The 17,366-nt window shown below is 47.8% G+C and carries 14 protein-coding genes; 11 read left to right on the top strand and 3 right to left on the bottom strand.

Features of this window, described 5'->3' with window-relative positions; genetic code table 11:
- Nucleotides 1–15: 15 nt before the first annotated feature.
- From STSP1_RS06700 to STSP1_RS06710, 3 genes are all read left to right on the top strand, one after another.
- Entirely contained in the window at nt 16–963 is a 948-nt protein-coding gene (locus STSP1_RS06700; RefSeq protein WP_085755613.1) for a metallophosphoesterase, read from the top strand.
- Nucleotides 964–987: 24 nt separating this feature from the next.
- A complete protein-coding gene (locus STSP1_RS06705) occupies nt 988–1,737 on the top strand; it encodes a GDSL-type esterase/lipase family protein (RefSeq protein WP_085755614.1) in 750 nt (249 codons plus the stop codon).
- A gap of 350 nt (nt 1,738–2,087) precedes the next feature.
- The gene (locus tag STSP1_RS06710) at nt 2,088–3,953 is read left to right on the top strand and encodes an amino acid permease (protein ID WP_085755615.1); all 1,866 of its coding nucleotides are present in this window, start codon (nt 2,088–2,090) and stop codon (nt 3,951–3,953) included.
- A gap of 279 nt (nt 3,954–4,232) precedes the next feature.
- Here STSP1_RS06710 and STSP1_RS06715 read toward each other — a convergent pair whose 3' ends face one another.
- Nucleotides 4,233–5,456, bottom strand: a complete 1,224-nt coding sequence (locus STSP1_RS06715; protein WP_085754774.1) for an IS4 family transposase — start codon at nt 5,454–5,456, stop codon at nt 4,233–4,235.
- Nucleotides 5,457–5,619: 163 nt separating this feature from the next.
- Between STSP1_RS06715 and STSP1_RS06720 the strand changes: the two genes are divergently transcribed.
- Complete coding sequence (locus tag STSP1_RS06720) at nt 5,620–6,120, top strand: GDSL-type esterase/lipase family protein (protein WP_085755616.1); 501 nt, start codon at nt 5,620–5,622, stop codon at nt 6,118–6,120.
- Between the two features lie 156 nt (nt 6,121–6,276).
- On the opposite strand, the gene STSP1_RS06725 is transcribed toward STSP1_RS06720, so the two are convergent.
- Together STSP1_RS06725 and STSP1_RS06730 are read right to left on the bottom strand one after the other, a co-directional pair.
- Nucleotides 6,277–7,194, bottom strand: coding sequence for a PEP-CTERM sorting domain-containing protein (locus STSP1_RS06725; protein WP_085755617.1), 918 nt, complete (start codon nt 7,192–7,194; stop codon nt 6,277–6,279).
- 116 nt (nt 7,195–7,310) lie between these two features.
- Nucleotides 7,311–9,707 carry a GEVED domain-containing protein gene (locus STSP1_RS06730; protein ID WP_085755618.1) on the bottom strand — a complete coding sequence of 799 codons (2,397 nt, stop codon included), beginning with the start codon at nt 9,705–9,707 and terminating at the stop codon, nt 7,311–7,313.
- 382 nt (nt 9,708–10,089) lie between these two features.
- On the opposite strand from STSP1_RS06730, the gene STSP1_RS06735 reads away from it, so the two are divergent.
- The 7 genes from STSP1_RS06735 to aroB all read left to right on the top strand — a co-directional run bounded on the left by STSP1_RS06735 (nt 10,090) and on the right by aroB (nt 17,282).
- The gene (locus STSP1_RS06735; protein ID WP_085755619.1) at nt 10,090–13,566 is read left to right on the top strand and encodes a DNA polymerase III subunit alpha; all 3,477 of its coding nucleotides are present in this window, start codon (nt 10,090–10,092) and stop codon (nt 13,564–13,566) included.
- 77 nt (nt 13,567–13,643) lie between these two features.
- Nucleotides 13,644–13,943 carry a nucleotidyltransferase family protein gene (locus STSP1_RS06740; protein WP_085755620.1) on the top strand — a complete coding sequence of 100 codons (300 nt, stop codon included), beginning with the start codon at nt 13,644–13,646 and terminating at the stop codon, nt 13,941–13,943.
- Entirely contained in the window at nt 13,930–14,277 is a 348-nt protein-coding gene (locus STSP1_RS06745) for a HepT-like ribonuclease domain-containing protein (protein WP_085755621.1), read from the top strand. The genes STSP1_RS06740 and STSP1_RS06745 overlap by 14 nt, the downstream gene beginning before the upstream one ends.
- A gap of 41 nt (nt 14,278–14,318) precedes the next feature.
- Nucleotides 14,319–15,317, top strand: coding sequence for a lysylphosphatidylglycerol synthase transmembrane domain-containing protein (locus STSP1_RS06750; protein ID WP_085755622.1), 999 nt, complete (start codon nt 14,319–14,321; stop codon nt 15,315–15,317).
- 102 nt (nt 15,318–15,419) lie between these two features.
- The gene (locus STSP1_RS06755) at nt 15,420–15,587 is read left to right on the top strand and encodes a hypothetical protein (protein ID WP_085755623.1); all 168 of its coding nucleotides are present in this window, start codon (nt 15,420–15,422) and stop codon (nt 15,585–15,587) included.
- 24 nt (nt 15,588–15,611) lie between these two features.
- Nucleotides 15,612–16,085, top strand: coding sequence for a 3-hydroxyacyl-ACP dehydratase FabZ family protein (locus STSP1_RS06760; RefSeq protein ID WP_085755624.1), 474 nt, complete (start codon nt 15,612–15,614; stop codon nt 16,083–16,085).
- 93 nt (nt 16,086–16,178) lie between these two features.
- Nucleotides 16,179–17,282: a 3-dehydroquinate synthase gene (gene aroB / locus STSP1_RS06765; protein WP_161491651.1), complete on the top strand. Its 1,104-nt coding sequence runs from the start codon at nt 16,179–16,181 to the stop codon at nt 17,280–17,282.
- Nucleotides 17,283–17,366 lie beyond the last annotated feature (84 nt).

Raw genomic sequence — 17,366 nt, forward strand, 5'->3', positions numbered from 1 at the left:
ATTGGGGTTCCTCAAATGAGCTATACCGAGTTCTGCTTTTTTATGATTCGCCTTGTAACGCTGGGGTCATTTCTAACAGCAGCATTTGTTTTGAGCCTTGAGGCTTTGCAGATTTATTTTAAATTTGCAAAACAACCAGCATTTCTCGCAAAGCTCTTTCGCTTCAAAACGCTCCGAATCCTCCTGCATTCTGCTGCTGCTGCGATTGTGATAACGTATGTGTATGCGTGTTTCATTGAGCCGCACTGGCTGGAAATCTCCCGCCATAGAATCGAAACCGCCAAGCTCCAAAACACATCCTACCGGATTGTTCAGATTACCGATACCCACTGCGACCGGCGGGCAGTTCTCGAGGAGAGGCTCGTAAGCGAGGTGCGCAGGCTCAAGCCTGATATTGTTGTTTTCACCGGCGACGCCTGCAATATAGGAAAATACGCAGCCAAACAGCATTTCAGGGATATCTTCAACAATATTGATCCACCGCTCGGAATATACGGCTGCGAGGGGAACTGGTCTTTCGATACGAGAAAACTTTTCGAGCAGGCCGGCATAGATCCGCTTTTCAACGAATCAAGAACAATCGAGAAAGACGGCGAAACGCTCCAGATTTATGGAGCGGATTTCCAGTATCCAAATCTCGAAAGACTCTCAAAGCTCAATGAAGCCAGCTTCAGGCTGTTTTTGTATCACAGCCCTGATTTAATCGAATCGATCCCGCCGGGGTCAGCGGAGCTGTATCTTGCAGGCCATACCCACGGAGGACAAATTGCCCTGCCGTTCTATGGGGCGATAATCACGTTCTCGAAATTCGGCAAGAAATACGAAGAGGGAATGTTCGAGAGAGCCGGCGTGCAGATGTACGTTTGCAGAGGCGTGGGGCTGGATGGAGGCGGAGTGATTAAGGCACGTTTTCTCGCCCGCCCCGAGCTCGCTGTTTTTGATATTGTGCCCAAAGATAACTAAACACTTAATCTAAGGAACGAAAAAATGAGTAAATCAAAAAGTTTTCTATTTTCAGCAGCCTTTCTGATGAGTTTTTCGCTATTATCTTCAGCTTCAGAGAAGCAAGTTGAAGATCCCAGCCCCGAGAGATTTGAGAACGCGATTGAATCCTTCAAAAAGTGGGACAGCAAAAACAGCTCGCCTGATGAAGCGGTTCTCTTTATCGGCAGCTCGAGCATCAGGATGTGGCAGACGGCCGAAGCCTTCCCGCACCTTCCCGTTATCAACCGCGGCTTCGGGGGCTCGCATATCTCCGATATAATTCACTACTGCGAGGATGTTGTTGGCAGCTATGATCCGGCAGTGATAGTTTTCTATGCCGGCGATAACGACGCTGCTTCCGCCAAACCCCCAGAGCAGATATTTGAAGACTACAAGCAGCTCTTGAGCAAAATCCGCAGCGACTATCCGAATACCCCGTTTGTGTATCTCCCGATTAAGCCGGCCTCAAGCCGCTGGCAGTATTGGGATAATATGAGCAAAACCAATCAGCTCATCCGCAGTTATAATCAGAAAAGCGGGAATCTCTATTACATTGACACCGCTTCGGCTCTCCTAACCGAGGAAGGCAGGCCGAACAATCAGCTCTTCCTCAAAGACCGCCTGCACCTGAACAAAAAGGGGTATGAAATCTGGAACGATATCCTCCGCCCCCGTCTCAATAGCATATATGAAAAGCTAAAGGAAAATGAAAGCAAATCCGGAAGCTGCGAACAAGGAGCCTGCGGGAATTGAGAGGCATTCTAAGATTTTTTATACAGGTTTGAGAAGAGTTTGCAGAAACGAGCAACTGCAATCGCACCGATTATGGCAAGATTGACGCTGCAAATTCGGTTTAACGGATAAAAAATTACAAAAACTAACTAGCTGGGGAAAAAACACTGCTCTTTTTTGAGCGTACTTTTACAGACCAAAATAAAAATTCACAAGAATTATATGCACTCTCTCTAACTTTTATGTATAATAACAACATAAAATTCAAGAACCTCCAAGGCTCAAACTAAAAACAAATTATATTTTACGTTACTGTTCTGAAACGGTAAGCAAAAACGTTTTCACAACCAGTATTAAATACAGGAATACCAATGGCAAAGTTAGAAAGAAGCCTCTCAATGCTCGATGTCTTCTGCATCGCCTCCGGTGCAATGATCAGCTCGGGGCTATTCGTGCTGCCGTCAATAGCCTACGCTCAGGCAGGACCTGCCTCCATAATCTCCTACATCTTCGCATCCTTGCTGATTATCCCGGGCCTGCTAAGCAAAGCCGAACTGGCAACCGCAATGCCCCGTTCCGGGGGAACATACTTCTATGTTCAGCGAAGCCTCGGACCTTTATGGGGCATATTCACAGGCATGGCAAACTGGTTCTCGCTCGCGCTGAAAAGTGCTTTCGCAATTATCGGGATAATTGCCCTTATTGAGGTCTCCGCTGCCCTTTTCGATATCCAGCTCAGCCAATTTCAGCTAAAATCCGCCGGCGTGCTTTGCTGCTTATTCTTCACTTTCCTCAACATACTCAGTGTTAAATCCACAACCCGCTTCCAAATATTCCTCGTCGCGGGTTTGCTGATCATCCTCACGTTATACATTACCAGCGGCTTCAATTCCGTCCGCATCTCACGATTTGATAACTTTATGCCCCAGGGATGGTCAAGTGTGCTCTCAACTGCCGGCCTCGTATTCATCAGCTTCGGCGGGCTCACACAAGTGGCTAACATCGCAGAAGAAGTTCGCAATCCCGCACGCAACCTAACTCTCGGAATGATACTCGCATGGCTGGTCGTAAGCCTCTTCTACTTCCTGACCATCATCGTTACTTTCGGCGTTCTATATGGCGAAGAGCTAGAATCAAGCTACGCACCCATCGCCCTGGCTGCCAATACATTTATGTCCACCCCGGGCTTCGTATTGCTCAGCATCGGCGCACTCACCGCCTACATTACCACCGCCAACGGCGGGCTTCTCTCCGCCTCACGTTCACCGCTTGCTATGAGCCGGGACAAACTGTTGCCCGCACTGCTCGGACGCGTCGGCAAAACTCAAACTCCTTACGTAAGCATTATAATCACTTCACTGTTTATGATCGCCGCTATAACAATGCTCGAAATTGAAATCCTCGTTAAAACCGCCTCGACTCTGATGATTATACTCTTCTTACTCGACAATGCCAGCGTTATAATTATGCGAGAAAGCAAAATACAGTCTTACCGCCCCGAGTTTTGCACGCCGCTGTACCCATACCTGAACATAATCGCCATAATATTATACTGCCTGCTGATTATCGATATGGGCTTGATCCCTCTGTTGATATCGGCAGGATTTTTCCTGCTCAGCATCTTGTGGTACTTCCTTTTCACCCGCCACCATACCAAAACCTCCTCAGCCGTTATGCGTATCGTTCAGCGCGTTACAGACATTCAGCTTAAAACCTCGACTCTCGAAAATGAACTGCGAGACATACTCATCGAACGCGACAACATCATAGAAGATAGATTTGACCGCCTTATCCGCAGCTGTGAAATACTTGACATCCCAGACAGCCCGCAACCCGAAAAGCTCTTCGCACAGATCGCATCGTCGATGGCCGAAGAGCTCAAGGTAAACCGCACGCAGCTTTATGAAAAATTTATCCAGCGAGAAAAACAAAGCGCAACCATCATCGAACCTGGCCTGGCCATACCACATATTATAGTAAACGGCAGAGAAGTATTCTGCGTCAGCGTAATACGGGCAAAACAAGGCATAAAGTTCCCTTCTTCAGATGATCCGGTAAAAGTAATCTTTGCTCTTGCCGGCTCAGCAGACCAGAGAAACTTCCACCTCCGTGCGCTTATGGCTATCGCACAAACACTTCAGCAGAAAAACTTCGTTGAAAACTTCCTCGCCGCAAGAACAACTGAAGATATTCGCAACCTGATACTCCTGTCTTCAAGAAAAAGAGATTCTAATTGATTTTTGAAAGCTGGAATGATTTCAGTAAACTGCTCCCTTTACCATAGCACAGATTTGGACAAGCTGCCGCTATGCTTGCTGCTGTTTTTTTAATTCAGTCACAGCCATCCCATAGGTCCATAGATTTATCGTTGAGGGCTTGTTTATTGTATTAAAACGCCCTTTTCCTGAAGGATTTCAATCACCCCAGTTTGCATTTTTTTGGCTATTGTTCAATTGTCAGTTATTTGCTCAATACTGCCCACTCTTTTTTCACCTCTTTCTTTGCGTAAAATCTTGCTACATATTAAAACCTGGCAAATAAGCCTGCTGAGGGCTTGCAACCATACGCGGTGAACCACGTGCTGTCCCACAGGCAGCCATAACGCTAAAAACATCCAGCCGGCTGAATAATACACCCCTCAGCAAAGTAAACAATCGACTGAATGTTCCTTTCCATTTGCCGAGGAAACCTATATACCGTATTAAAATATAAGCAAGCATTGCCGTCCATACTTGCCATAGAATCGCTTCTTGGCTATGCCCTAGGAAATCGCTTAGCTGCAAAGTCTGCTTTATTTGCTTGAAAAACACCTCTATGCCCCATCGGCATTTATATAGGCCGCAGATACTGCTCGGCGCCCACTGAGTATTGTTAGTGATAAATTTCATAAGCTTTTTCTCGCCGTTAACTTCCACATAAGCCTTAACCAAACGGAGCTGCTTCGGGTAGGCCTCATAGCTTTTCGGCATTTCAAGTTCAATTAATGCATCGTATTGGATATCACCTTTTGGTTCTGTATTCTGTTTAACAAAACGATATTTCATATTGTCTTTGGCTCTGGTAACCCAGAATAATTCTCGCCTGTCAAGATCAGCCAGATGCTTAAAATCCACGTAAGCCTTGTCAAAAACCGCTATTTCGCCGCTTTTAAGGTTCTGACAGAGCTGATAAGCCTCTGTCGAATCATGGGTTGAGGCTTCTTTTACAATAGCAAATTGAGGCAGGAATGTCTGGAGATTAAGCTGCATGTGGCACTTTGCAGCGGCTTTGCGTCTGCGATGTTTAGCCCAGTCAATACAGTTGGCTACAAGCTGAATCGTTGTTGAATCAACCGCATATATTGCTCTCTTAAAACGCCTTGGAAGGCCGGAGTATTTATGACCTCTGCCAAAATTAGGATGCTGGGCTTGGATATGGGACAGCACCTCCCAGAAGAGAGTCTCTGCCATACGAGGATCTCGAACCCTGTTTGCATGAGAAAGCCCATTCCTGCTTGGTGGGGTTGCACGGCGAATAGGAATCAAAGCTCCGGAATGATTACGCAATGTGTCGGCAACGTCGTTCAGCGAGAGGCTGTGAGCAATCTGGACATGAAGCATAGATACAATGTGAGACCAGCACGAAAATGTTCGTGATTGCTTGTCAATACCGTAAAACCGGGATAATTTTGAAACAAGATAAGCAGGAATATATTGGCATATCTGCTTGAGAACTGTATATTGATGCTTAGCGGGTGTCATGAGTTACTCCTAATTTTTGGTTAGTTTGTTGAAATTAGTGTAACTCATACCCCGCTATTTTCAAAGAAACATCTTATATTTTGTTCTTCTATGGGATGGCTGTGTAATTCAGTCTTGATTGTTCGGGTTATGTTCGGCATTATAGGGGCAAAGTAAACAAGGACTGGTTTATGGCAGCTATTATCAAAAAACCCGATTTAGAGGCAGCTATGATCCGGCAGTGATAGTATTCTATGCCGGCGATAACGACGCTGCTTCCGCCAAACCCCCAGAGCAGATATTTGAAGACTACAAGCAGCTCTTGAGCAAAATCCGCAGCGACTATCCGAACACACCGTTTGTGTATCTCCCGATTAAGCCGGCCTCAAGCCGCTGGCAGTATTGGGATAATATGAGCAAAACCAATCAGCTCATCCGCAGTTATAATCAGAAAAGCGGGAATCTCTATTACGTTGACACCGCTTCGGCTCTCCTAACCGAGGAAGGCAGGCCGAACGATCAGCTCTTCCTCAAAGACCGCCTGCACCTGAACAAAAAGGGCTATGAAATCTGGAACGATATCCTCCGCCCCCGCCTCAATAGCATATATGAAAAGCTAAAGGGTAATGAAGGTAAATCCGGAAGCTGCGAACAGAGAGCCTGCGGGGATTCAAAGGCCGGGTAATACTAATCATCGCCGGCGAATAGAAATATACGAAGAAAAGTACAGCTTGCAGAATCTTTTTCCATCGCATTTGCAGGCTCGCGGAGAATCGCCCCAGCAACTCAGTGCCCTGAGAAACTGCGCGTTAGAAAAACTTACGGAGATCTGAATTTGAGCTTATTTTCTTCGTTTTCTAAGGAGTGTTAATCCTCCCAAGGCCATGATGGAAATTGAGGCAGGCTCAGGAACAGCTGTTACGCTCAGATTTCTTACCTCGTGGTAGGCTTTAAGTGACCCTGTTGAGGCGGCATAACCGAATTTGATTTGATCGGGGCAGTTAAGCCCGCACTCGTAATCTCTTATCAGATAAGACCAGTCTTCCCCTTCCGGTTTCCACTCTACAGAGATCACCTTGTCTGTGGGGATTGTAATCTTTACCGTATGTATAACGGCATCATCCCTTGAACTCACTTCATCTGTTGAGAAATCAGGCAATGGGTCTGGGCCGGTTCCCGTTTGATACTCATATCCGGTGAATCTGTCTTCCCCCTGTGAGCCTCGTATTGCCACAGCATTTTGAGTTCGCCCGGGACCTCCTGTTCTGCCTTCAGTAGGGTTTGAGAAATTACCGAATTCATCAAATCCGAACCCTGCTACAGCCCCGTTCAATCCGGGAGAATTGTATTGAGGTGCGTATGCAAGCGAGCCGCCGTAGCTTTGAGGATCGGGATCCACATCCGCTCTGAAAATAGCAAGGGCAAGGCCGTCGGCAAGAGTGCCTCCGCTTCCCCATGTAACAAAATCGAATGTAAAAACAAGGCCCTGATTTGTAGGAATGGCGGTATCGTAGTAAGCAAAAGCCCCTTGGCTTTCATCCTGATCATTGGTAAGCCTCAGCCATCCATCGCCGTCCGGGTCTTCTCCTGTTTCCGCAGTTAATCCCGGAGAACCGGCAGAATTAGACTCAATCACCCAGCCCGGGGCGGTTGTGCCTCTGAAATCTTCCTGCACATACGCCGCATTTACCGCTGCAGCTGCTGAGAAAATACACGCAAACACAAAGTGTAATTTCCTGCTGTAACCTATTACCATCATTTTGAACTTTCCTTTCTAACACTTACACCTAAATAATAAGTGTATTATAACATCAGAAAAAGGAAATCAAAGGGCTAAAGAAAAAATCTTCAGCCCTTTTTCTTTAAATTCTGACATTACGGGCAGCTTGTGAGCCATTGGCTTGCCATACAGGCAAGGTCGCTCAGGTCCACAAAGCCGTCGCCTGTGAGGTCTGCGCAGTCGCAGGTATCTCCTTCGGTTGTAACGGGAACGAAGAGATAATCTTCTGTTTCGCCGTAGGTGTAGCCCCATGGAGGGCCTGAGCCCGCTGCCACCGGGTCGCCGCTGCCTGTAAACGGCAGGGGTGAAATCGTAATCCTGAGCCACATCGGCTCTTCATCAGCGCTGCCCGGGTGCCAGGAGTAGAATGGGGGGGTGGTAAATGTCTGCACGCCTGCGCTGAGATTCGCAAGCGGCTGGTCCTGCACGATCCACTCGCTAACCTGCTGTCCGCTGTCTTGGCATACAATCACATCGTCCCAGTCGCCGTCGCGGTTGAAATCAGCCCATGCATTAACGTAGGCGGATAATCCAGCAGCCGCTGAAGGCACTGTTACGCGGTAATCGAATGCCGTATTCTCGCATTTCGGCATTGAGAGCGGCATACCAATGATTCCGTCGTCAGCGAAATCTTTGTCAGCTGTGTTGGATACCGGGATGATATTGTTCGTAGGATCCTCATCGGAGCCGAAGTCTGCGTCCCATTCCAGCGTTACTCCCGTACCCAGATACGGGCCTGAGGCAGGCCAGAAGTGTATCGGGCCGAAAGGCGGGCTGCCGTTTTGATAGGTCGTTGGGAATTTCGCAGCAACAGCAGCGGGGTAAGTGGTCATAGGGGCGAACGCAGCGTTGGTATCGTCCGGAGCATCGCCCAGATCGCATTCTCCGTTGTCCGCCTCGTGCATATGCCAAGACCATCTTTCCTCAACCATATTATTGTTGTTTGTAAATCTTACCTTCTCGCGGATAATCACGAAATCGCCGGCATCAATCGGCGTTGGCTCGGGCAAATCTATATCAAAGAATACATCAAAGAAGCTGTCCGGCGGCATATTCACCGGATTATTCTCGCCCACCAGCGCGCCGTCGATTAGAGCAGGCTGCCACGGAAGCTCCTGCTGAAGCGGGCTGGATGAGTTGAGCTCGCCGAAAGGATAATCGCCCAGCTGATTTGCCAGCTCCTCAGGGCTGAGAACCGCCAGCTCAAGCTGCACTATCTCCACAGGAATCTCGCCCTGCGAGGTATCGGGGTTGCCGTCTCCGTTACGAAGCGTGAGATAGCCGAATTCAGGCATCCCGATCGGCGGCGGGTTTATCATTCCGTCTTCCACTCTAAATCCCAAAAGCGGGGTAAACCCGTCGTTTGGCAAATTAGGTTCGGCAATATCGCCCACCGGCTCTCCGTCCTTCGTCCACCAGCCCTTCACTTCCAAAATCACATTGCTGTTTATAACCTCCAGCTCGAAGCCCAGATGTATTACCGTGCAGTATGGAATAGGGTCTTCTACCGGGTTAGACCAGTCCATCTCCACCTGATAATACCCGTCGCCCAGCGGGGTTATGCTGTAATCGAAAGACATAAACATATCATCAATATGCGAGAGAAGAATCGGCGGGGCGGGAACATCCGGATTGAAGGGATTGTAAGACTCCACTACAAACTCCATATGATAGTCGTTCGGCCAGAGATCGGGGTTTTCGATATCCTGATGGATCTCGGGATTGAAGCCCACTGTCATCCCCTCTGGGTTATCGCTCGGCCTAACAATAAGGTCGTACCAGTAGTTCCAAGGCTTTGGAACAGTCTGTCCTGGAGGCGGCACTGGAGCTGCCCCGCCTACCCAAGCGGCATTCTCGTCCACGATGAAATCAATCACCTTTGTGATGTCGAATGCGGGGTTGTTCATAAAGCCTGAGGCTGAAGGCGTCGTCGCGCCTATACCGGTCATCCAGGCGTTGATCGTAATCGTTGTGGGCGTGTTCCAAGGGATACCGCCCGGCCCGCAGACCCAGTGCCATGAACGAATCGCCCCGTTCATATCACGTATCCCGAAAGACACGGTGTTTACCTGACTTCCGGTCGGGCCGTACTGCGGCGGGACAACGGTAATCTGAATCACCGCTCCGCTCAAGTCCGGATCCACTCCGTACTCATACACCCACGCGCTGGCATAGTCGCCGTCGGACTGGCCGTCTTCGCCCCAAGCCATCACAAGCCCGGGCTGTTCGTCCATATCTCCGGCGTTCTCTGCAACATAAAGCTCAGGCGGGAGAAACTGAGTATCAACAGGATAGGGCACTCCGCCAGGGCCTAGAAACTGCTGCCACTGGTTCATATAACCATCCCACTCTGAAGGGGTGAGGCCGCGAATAAAACCCGCATCCAGAGCCTCCTGCCAATCGGCAGCACCCTGCTTCGAGAAATACGGCTCCGCACAGATAATCCCCGGGATAAGCAGGATCAGAATTGAGGAAAATAATAACTTCTTCATTTTTTGCCTCCTTTAGCAAAATACAATATTACACCTACATCAATACACAGATGAAAAATCGAAGCTCTTAATTCAGCTTAGAAAATTTAATCGTACTTTTCAAATTAAATATTCAAATACCTTGAAAAAAACGTGTTTCAGGGATAAAAAAAACTTGGGCAAGTAATTTTACTGCACAAGGTTAAGCCTGCGCTGAAATGAAGAAAAAGTTAAGCTATAAGTAAAAAAGGCAGATGCCTACCATAACGAGCCACATTCCCCCGCAGGGAAACCTCTTTTACATTTCAATTCTCGGCTTGCTAAGCGAAGCGGTATAGATAAAATCTTGGGCATAAATTTTCGTGTTTATTATCATTCGCAATATATTATTTATGGTTATAAAATGTCTAATCAAGGTTTTGCGCATCTTCATCTTCACACCGAATACTCACTGCTGGACGGGGCTGTAAAGATCCCTGAGCTTCTGGGTAAATGCAATGAATACGGAATGTCTTCTGCGGCAATGACAGACCACGGAAACCTATACGGTGCGATAGATTTCTACAAGACATTCGCCGGCAGCGGTGTTAAGCCGATAATCGGCCTTGAAGCTTACTATACCCCGGGAAAAAGGCAGGAGAGAACGGGAACCCAGAGAGATTCCAATTTTCATCTCCTCCTGCTCGCTGAAAACAACACGGGCTATCAGAATCTCATAAAGCTCACCTCCCTTTCATACACAGAAGGCCTGTACTACAAACCGAGAGTGGATGATGAGCTGCTCAGCCGATACAGCGAGGGGATAATAGCCTGCTCTGCGTGTCTTGGGGGGATAATCCCGCAATACATTATACGAGGCAGGCATGAGGATGCCGTTAAGGCGGCTGAGAATTATGCAAGAATTTTCGGCGAGAACAACTTCTTCATTGAGCTCCAGCGGCACAGCTGGGTGGATGAGGAGCCGGTAGACCCGAATCCCGAGATGATCGAGATGGCAAATAAGCTCGGGCTGGGGTTAGTGGCAACAAATGACGTGCACTTTCTCAACAAAAACGACTACGAAGCCCACGATATCCTCACATGCATCAGTACAGGAAAGATCGTGAGCGATGAAAACAGGATGCATTACCCCACCAGCGTGTATCTCAAATCGCCTGAGGAAATGAGGGAGCTTTTCAGCGATATCCCCGAGGCCTGTGATAACACGCTCAAAATTGCGGAGCGATGCAATGTTGAGATCGATCTGGAAACCCAGCACGCCCCGAAATTTACACCGCCGGATAAAAAGACCCCGGGCGAATATCTGCGTGAGCTGGTTTACAAAGGCGCCGAAGAGCGATACAGCGAGATAACAGAAGACATTAAAAATAGAATAGAACGAGAAATCGGCGTTATAGACGGAAAAGGCTTCTCGAGCTACTTCCTTATCGTATGGGAATTCTGCAACTGGGCAGCGAAAAACGGCATCCCCACCGGTGCAAGAGGCAGCGGTGTAGGAACTATCGTTGGCTACTGCTTAGGGCTGTGTAACGTTGACCCAATCAAATACGGCCTTCTCTTCGAGCGTTTTATGGATCCCGAGCGTAATGAGATGCCCGATATCGATATCGATATCTGTCAGGACGGCAGGCCAGCGCTTTTGAACTATGTACGCGAGAAGTACGGCGAGATTGCCCAGATAACCACATTCGGCACGATGGGGGCAAAGTGTGTGATAAGGGATGTGGGAAGGGCTCTGGATGTGCCCCTGCCTGATGTTAACAGGGTTGCCAAAATGATTCCCGAAGGGCCGAAGGTTACCCTTGAGGGGGCGCTTGAAGACGACCAAGACCTCAAAAAGGAATACGAAAACAGCCCCCAGACAAAGAAGTTGATAGACACCGGCAGAAAGCTCGAAGGGCTTTCAAGGCACGCGGGCGTGCATGCATGCGCAGTGGTGATTGCTGATGAGCCGCTGGATACAATGCTCCCGCTCTACCGTCAGAGCGGTTCGGAGGATCTGATAACCCAGTTTGAAGGGTCCCATGTGGAGGATGTGGGGCTTTTGAAGATGGATTTTCTCGGCCTCAGGACGCTGAGTATCATCGAATCCACGAAGCGAAAGGTTAAGCGGATTCACGGCGTGGATATTGATATCGAAGCCGTTGACACAAAAGACCAAGAGGTGTTAGGCGGGATATTCGGCGCTGGGAAAACCAAGGGTGTGTTTCAGTTTGAATCTGCCGGTATGGTTAGGCTGCTCAAAGACCTCAAGCCAGACCGCCTTGAAGACCTGATCGCCGCAAACGCCCTGTACCGCCCGGGGCCGATGGATCTTATCGATGATTTCATTGCAAGAAAGCACGGAGCGAAATGGGAGGTGCCCCATCCAGTGATGAAGGAGGTTCTTGAAGAAACCTTCGGGATTATGGTGTATCAGGAGCAGGTGATGCAGATTTGCCACCGGCTCGGCGGAATCAAGCTTCGTGAGGCATACAAACTCATTAAGGCGATAAGCAAGAAGAAGGAAGAGGTGATCGCTGATAAGAAGCAGCATTTTATCGATGGCTGCGTTGATAACGGCCTCGAAAAACAGCAGGCAGAGGATATCTTCAGCCTTATCAACAAGTTCGCCGGATACGGATTCAACAAAAGCCATTCCTCGCGTTATGCATTTGTTGCTTTCCAGACAGCCTACCTCAAGCAGTACTGGCCTGTGGAGTTTATGGCCTCCCTGCTCACCTACGAAAAGGGCGATCAGACAAAGGCCAAGGAATACTTCAAAGAGTGCAAGGCTATGGGGATTGATATCCTCCCGCCGGATATAAACGAAAGCTTTGTGGATTTCAAGGCTGCATACGATTCAGAAGAAGACAGAAAGAATAAGCATGGCAAGATTCGCTTCGGCCTAGGGGCAATAAAGGGTCTTGGAGAGAAGGCAATAGAAAAAATTATACAGGCAAGAGAAGAATGCGGAGGCTTTACAGGCCTGTATCATTTCTGCGAAAATGTTGATTTAAGAGCCGTTACAAAGCAGTCTATCGAGGCTCTTGTGAAAGCCGGCGCTTTCGACCGGCTCGGAGCAAGCAGGGCGCAGTTTTACGAAGCGGTGGAGCCTGCCGTTCGTGCAGGGCAGACTGCTCAGGCCGATAAGCTCAGCGGACAGGGGAATCTGTTTGCCGCTTTCGGAGAAGAACAGAGCGGACAGGAAGCTCAGGCAAACAGCCTGCCGGACGTTCCGGCCTGGCCTCCGGCTCTTATGCTCAGCTACGAAAAAGACCTGCTCGGGATATTCGTAACATCAAACCCGCTCAGCAGGCAGGGCGATACAATCACCGCCTACTCCACTGCCCACAGCGATGAAATCCCAAAAATGGCAGACGGAGCTGATATCGTTATCGGCGGGATGATTACCGATACAAAAGTCTTCACCACAAAATCAGGCAAAAATGCAGGCAGGAAGATGTGTATCGTGAGCTTTGAAGACCTCAACGGGGAATGCGAGATTGTCCTTTTTCCCGATCAGTTCGCAGAATTCTCGCATCTGATAGAGCAGGATAAGATTATATTCGTTCAGGGGAAGGTTGATAAATCCCGCGATAACCCCCAGATCATCGCAAAGAGGATTATCCTCCCTGAGCTGGTTATGAATCAGTTCTCAACGAACGTGTTTATAAAATGGGAAAGCTCTTATGAAGAGGCGAAGGTTGAGAAGCTCAAGCGGGTTATCACAGAATACAGCGGCAAATCGCCTGTTTTCCTTGAAATTAAGACCGAAGACGGAAGCATTGTTACTGTCCAGTTCGACGGGAAATTCTCCGTTACTCCAGACCAAAATTTCAGAGGGCAGGTAAGAAGTATCGCAGGAGACAGCGCACTCGAGCTGAGAAGAAGCAGATAGCAAAACTGCCCTTACTTCCGAATTTAACATTCGGTGTTTGGTATTAGTTTTGAAAATTGTTATACTCATAAACTGAAATGAATGCCAAAATTGAAATACCATATAAACGAATAGCAGAGTTCTGCAAAGAAAACCGAATCAAAAAACTTGCTCTGTTCGGCTCTGTGCTCAGGGACGATTTCTCAAATTCAAGCGATATTGATATCCTTGCAGAATTTGAGCAGGGAGCCCGTGTAGGGTTGGATTTTTTCAGAATTCAAAATGAGCTTTCAGAAATTTTCGGCAGAAAAGTTGACCTGAACACAAAGGCCTTTCTCAGCAAGAATTTCAGGGAGCAGGTGATAAACAATTCCGAGGTTATTTATGGAGCAGCATAAAGACCAGATGCGTTTAAAGCATATGCTTGAAAGCTGCAAAGAAGCAGAAAATTTGGCAAGTAATAAAAACAGGGAAGATATATTCAAGGAAAGAATACTCGAGCTTGCTTTAACAAGATTGGTCGAAATTATTGGGGAAGCAGCAACCAAAATTTCTGAAAACACAAAAATGAAATACTCTAAAATCCAATGGAAAGAAATAATAGGTTTACGAAATCGTTTGTTTCATGGATATGATTCTGTAGACTTGGATATACTATGGGATATAATAGAGTTTGACTTGCCAGTTTTAGTAAAAGAACTGCAAAAAATCATTCCTGATAATCAAGCTTAACACTGAACAATTTGAAAATACTCTTCTTATAGGTTGGATGGATGAAAAAAACAATTTCTAATATCGCAAGGATAATAATAGGCGTTGGTGCTGTAGTTTTGCTGCTAAGCACTCAGGACATATCGGAATTAGCAGCGTCTTTCTCAAAGATCAAGCCCTTGATGTTTTTTGCTGCAGTAGCGCTTTTCTTAATCGCTCAGTCGATGGTAGGGATAAGGTGGAAATATCTGCTGAGTCTTATAAACATAAAGGTTTCCAGCCTCGCAGCGGTAAAGCTGACATACGTAGGTTTTTTCTACAACAACGTAATGCTCAGCTTTGTGGGCGGGGATGTACTTCGTGCTTGGTATATCACCCATCATACCAGCCATAAGAAGATGGAGGCGGCTTTCAGCGTTATTGTTGACCGCTTTTGCGGGCTTGCATCATCGCTTTTGCTCGCAGGCATCGGCCTGCTTTATTCATACAAGCTCCTATCTTCCGCAGATGATTCCTCAAAAGAGATTCGCGGCCTTGAAACGATCCTCCTCGCAGGGGCTTCTGCGCTTGTTCTTGCAGTTGCGGTATTTTTCCTAATTAGAAAAACCGCCTTTATGCAGAAGCTTTGGGCTAAGATCCGTCATAAGGTTCTGCGTCTTCTCGAGGCGGTTAAGGTGTATGCAGGAAGCCCGTTTAAGATGTTTCTTGCCATTGTTTTCACGCTTCTGATTCAGCTTTGCAGCATTTCAGGGTTTTACCTTGTGTGCAGCTCCGCAGGGATCGAGGCAGACTTCCGCTACTACGCTGCCTTTTTCCCCCTCTGCTGGATGATTGGCTCGCTTCCGATAAGCCCTGGTGGGCTGGGAGTTCTGGAGGTCGGGATTTCCGCCGCCTTCTCACTTCTGCCTGAGGTGAGCCCTGAGCAGGCCGTTACAATAGCCCTTTGCCAGCGTCTTGTGCTTCTTGTGGGCTCTCTGCCAGGGCTTGCGATCCATCTTTCAGGCCTTCATATGCCCGCAGAAGCGGCTGAAGAGCTCAAAAACGAGGATATTCCGATTTGAAACGGTTTTTTGTTTTGACAATCCTCCGTTTTTCACTAAAGTTTCTGCAACAGTCATAATTAAATAATAAACAGTTAACATTTTAAGACCAAGGAGTTGGCAATGCAGGAATTTGATACTCTAAAGAATCTTGTTGAAGAAGCTGAAATGGATTTACAGAAAGCTCAAAGCGGAAATAAAGCCGCTGGTACCAGAGTGCGCAAGAAAATGCAGGACATTAAAGCAGCAGCCCAGACTATAAGGGCAAAAGTTCTTGAAATGCGCGACTGATATCTGAAATTTGGGAATACTCGGATGCCTCCTAAACTACTTTTCGACATAGATAACATTGATCTGAGCCGAGTGCTCTTTGATAAAACTGAAATACTAAAATACAACCCGCAGAATTATGAAATGCAGCAGCTTGATGGTATCATCTGGTATGACGATGAAAACCATTACAGTGTTGGCTACAAAGACGTAACGGACCAGGAATTCTGGGTGCGCGGGCATATTCCGGGCAGGCCGATTATGCCCGGTGTGATTATGGTTGAAGCGGCAGCTCAGCTTTCGAGCCTCTATATGAAGAAGATTTACGGTCTTAAAGGCTTTATCGGCTTTGCGGGGATTGAATCGGCGAATTTCAGGGGTACGGTAGTACCCGGAGACAGGCTTATTATGCTCTGCCATATATATAAGATGCGGAGCAGAAAATACACTGCAAAGGTGCAGGGTCTCGTTGAAGGCACGATGGTTTTTGCCTGCGAGATTTCCGGAATGAACGTTTAGGTGGTAAAGTATTCCGAAAAGCCGTAAATTGCCCCAAGGCGGTTTACGGCTTTTTTTCATTTTGTCTGATCGACATTTTTGCAGGGCAGTTTTTTGGAAGATTTAATAAAGCTCAGTGTAAAAACCAAACCTTCCGAGGCGGGGGAATACCCTGTTGTTATCGGCAGCGGAATACTCTCTAATCAGCTTTTAGCCCGTTTCGCCGCAGGACGAAGGAATTTTATCGTTACAGATGAAAACGTTCATTCTGCGGGGCTGGATTCAGCTTTCCAGCAGGAGGCTGGTTTTTTTGTAATCTCTCCCGCTGGCGAGAAAAGCAAAAACATAACCACCGTGATAGAGATTGTGGAGGCTATGGAAGCTTCCGGTATGGGGCGAGATTCAGTTATCACCGGGCTCGGCGGGGGAACTGTGGGCGATATGGCAGGCTTCGCTGCTGCAATCTTCAAAAGAGGCGTGCCTGTATTGCACATCCCCACCACCACTGTTGCTCAGGCAGATTCGAGCATCGGCGGAAAAACGGGAGTTGATTCCTCTATCAGCAAAAACGCATTCGGCGCATTTCACCACCCAGCCGCTGTAATCATAGACACCCACACCCTCAAAACGCTCCCCGAAAGGGAGTATTTCTCTGGGCTCGCTGAATCTGTTAAGCATGCGATGATTATGGACAGCGATTATTTCGGCTTCTTAGAGGCAAGCATCTCGGAATTGAGAGAGCGGGAGGACGATGTCTTATCCCAGCTCGCTGAGAAGAACTGCAAGATAAAGGCAAAGATAGTCGAAGAAGACCCGTGCGAGAAAAACCAGCGGCGAATCCTAAACTACGGCCATACCATCGGGCATGCTGTGGAAACACTCAGCGGATACAAGCTCCTGCACGGAGAATGCGTTTCGATAGGGATAATCGCAGCGGGGCTTATAGAAATTGAGCTCGGCTCGGGCTCGAAAAAACGGGTCGAAAAAACAGAAAATCTGCTCAAAGAGCTTTCTCTGCCCGTTAGGATACCAGAATACATCAGCACTGAACAGATCCTCAGCCTGATAAAACACGATAAAAAAGCCGTTGACGGCTGGCCCAGATTCGCCCTGATTGAGGATATCGGAAAGGCCTTAACAAAAGGCGGGCAGTGGGCGCATCCGGTGGATGCAGAAATTGTTGAATCTGCGGTTAATAAGCTCAAACAGAAACCGTAAAACGCTTCTTGGCATAAACTGGGATTAAAAGCTGCTAACGGGTTCTGCTGCGTTATCTAATTGCTAAATCATAATAGAAGGTGG

The organism is Sedimentisphaera salicampi, from assembly GCF_002117005.1.
Lineage (GTDB): Bacteria > Planctomycetota > Phycisphaerae > Sedimentisphaerales > Sedimentisphaeraceae > Sedimentisphaera > Sedimentisphaera salicampi.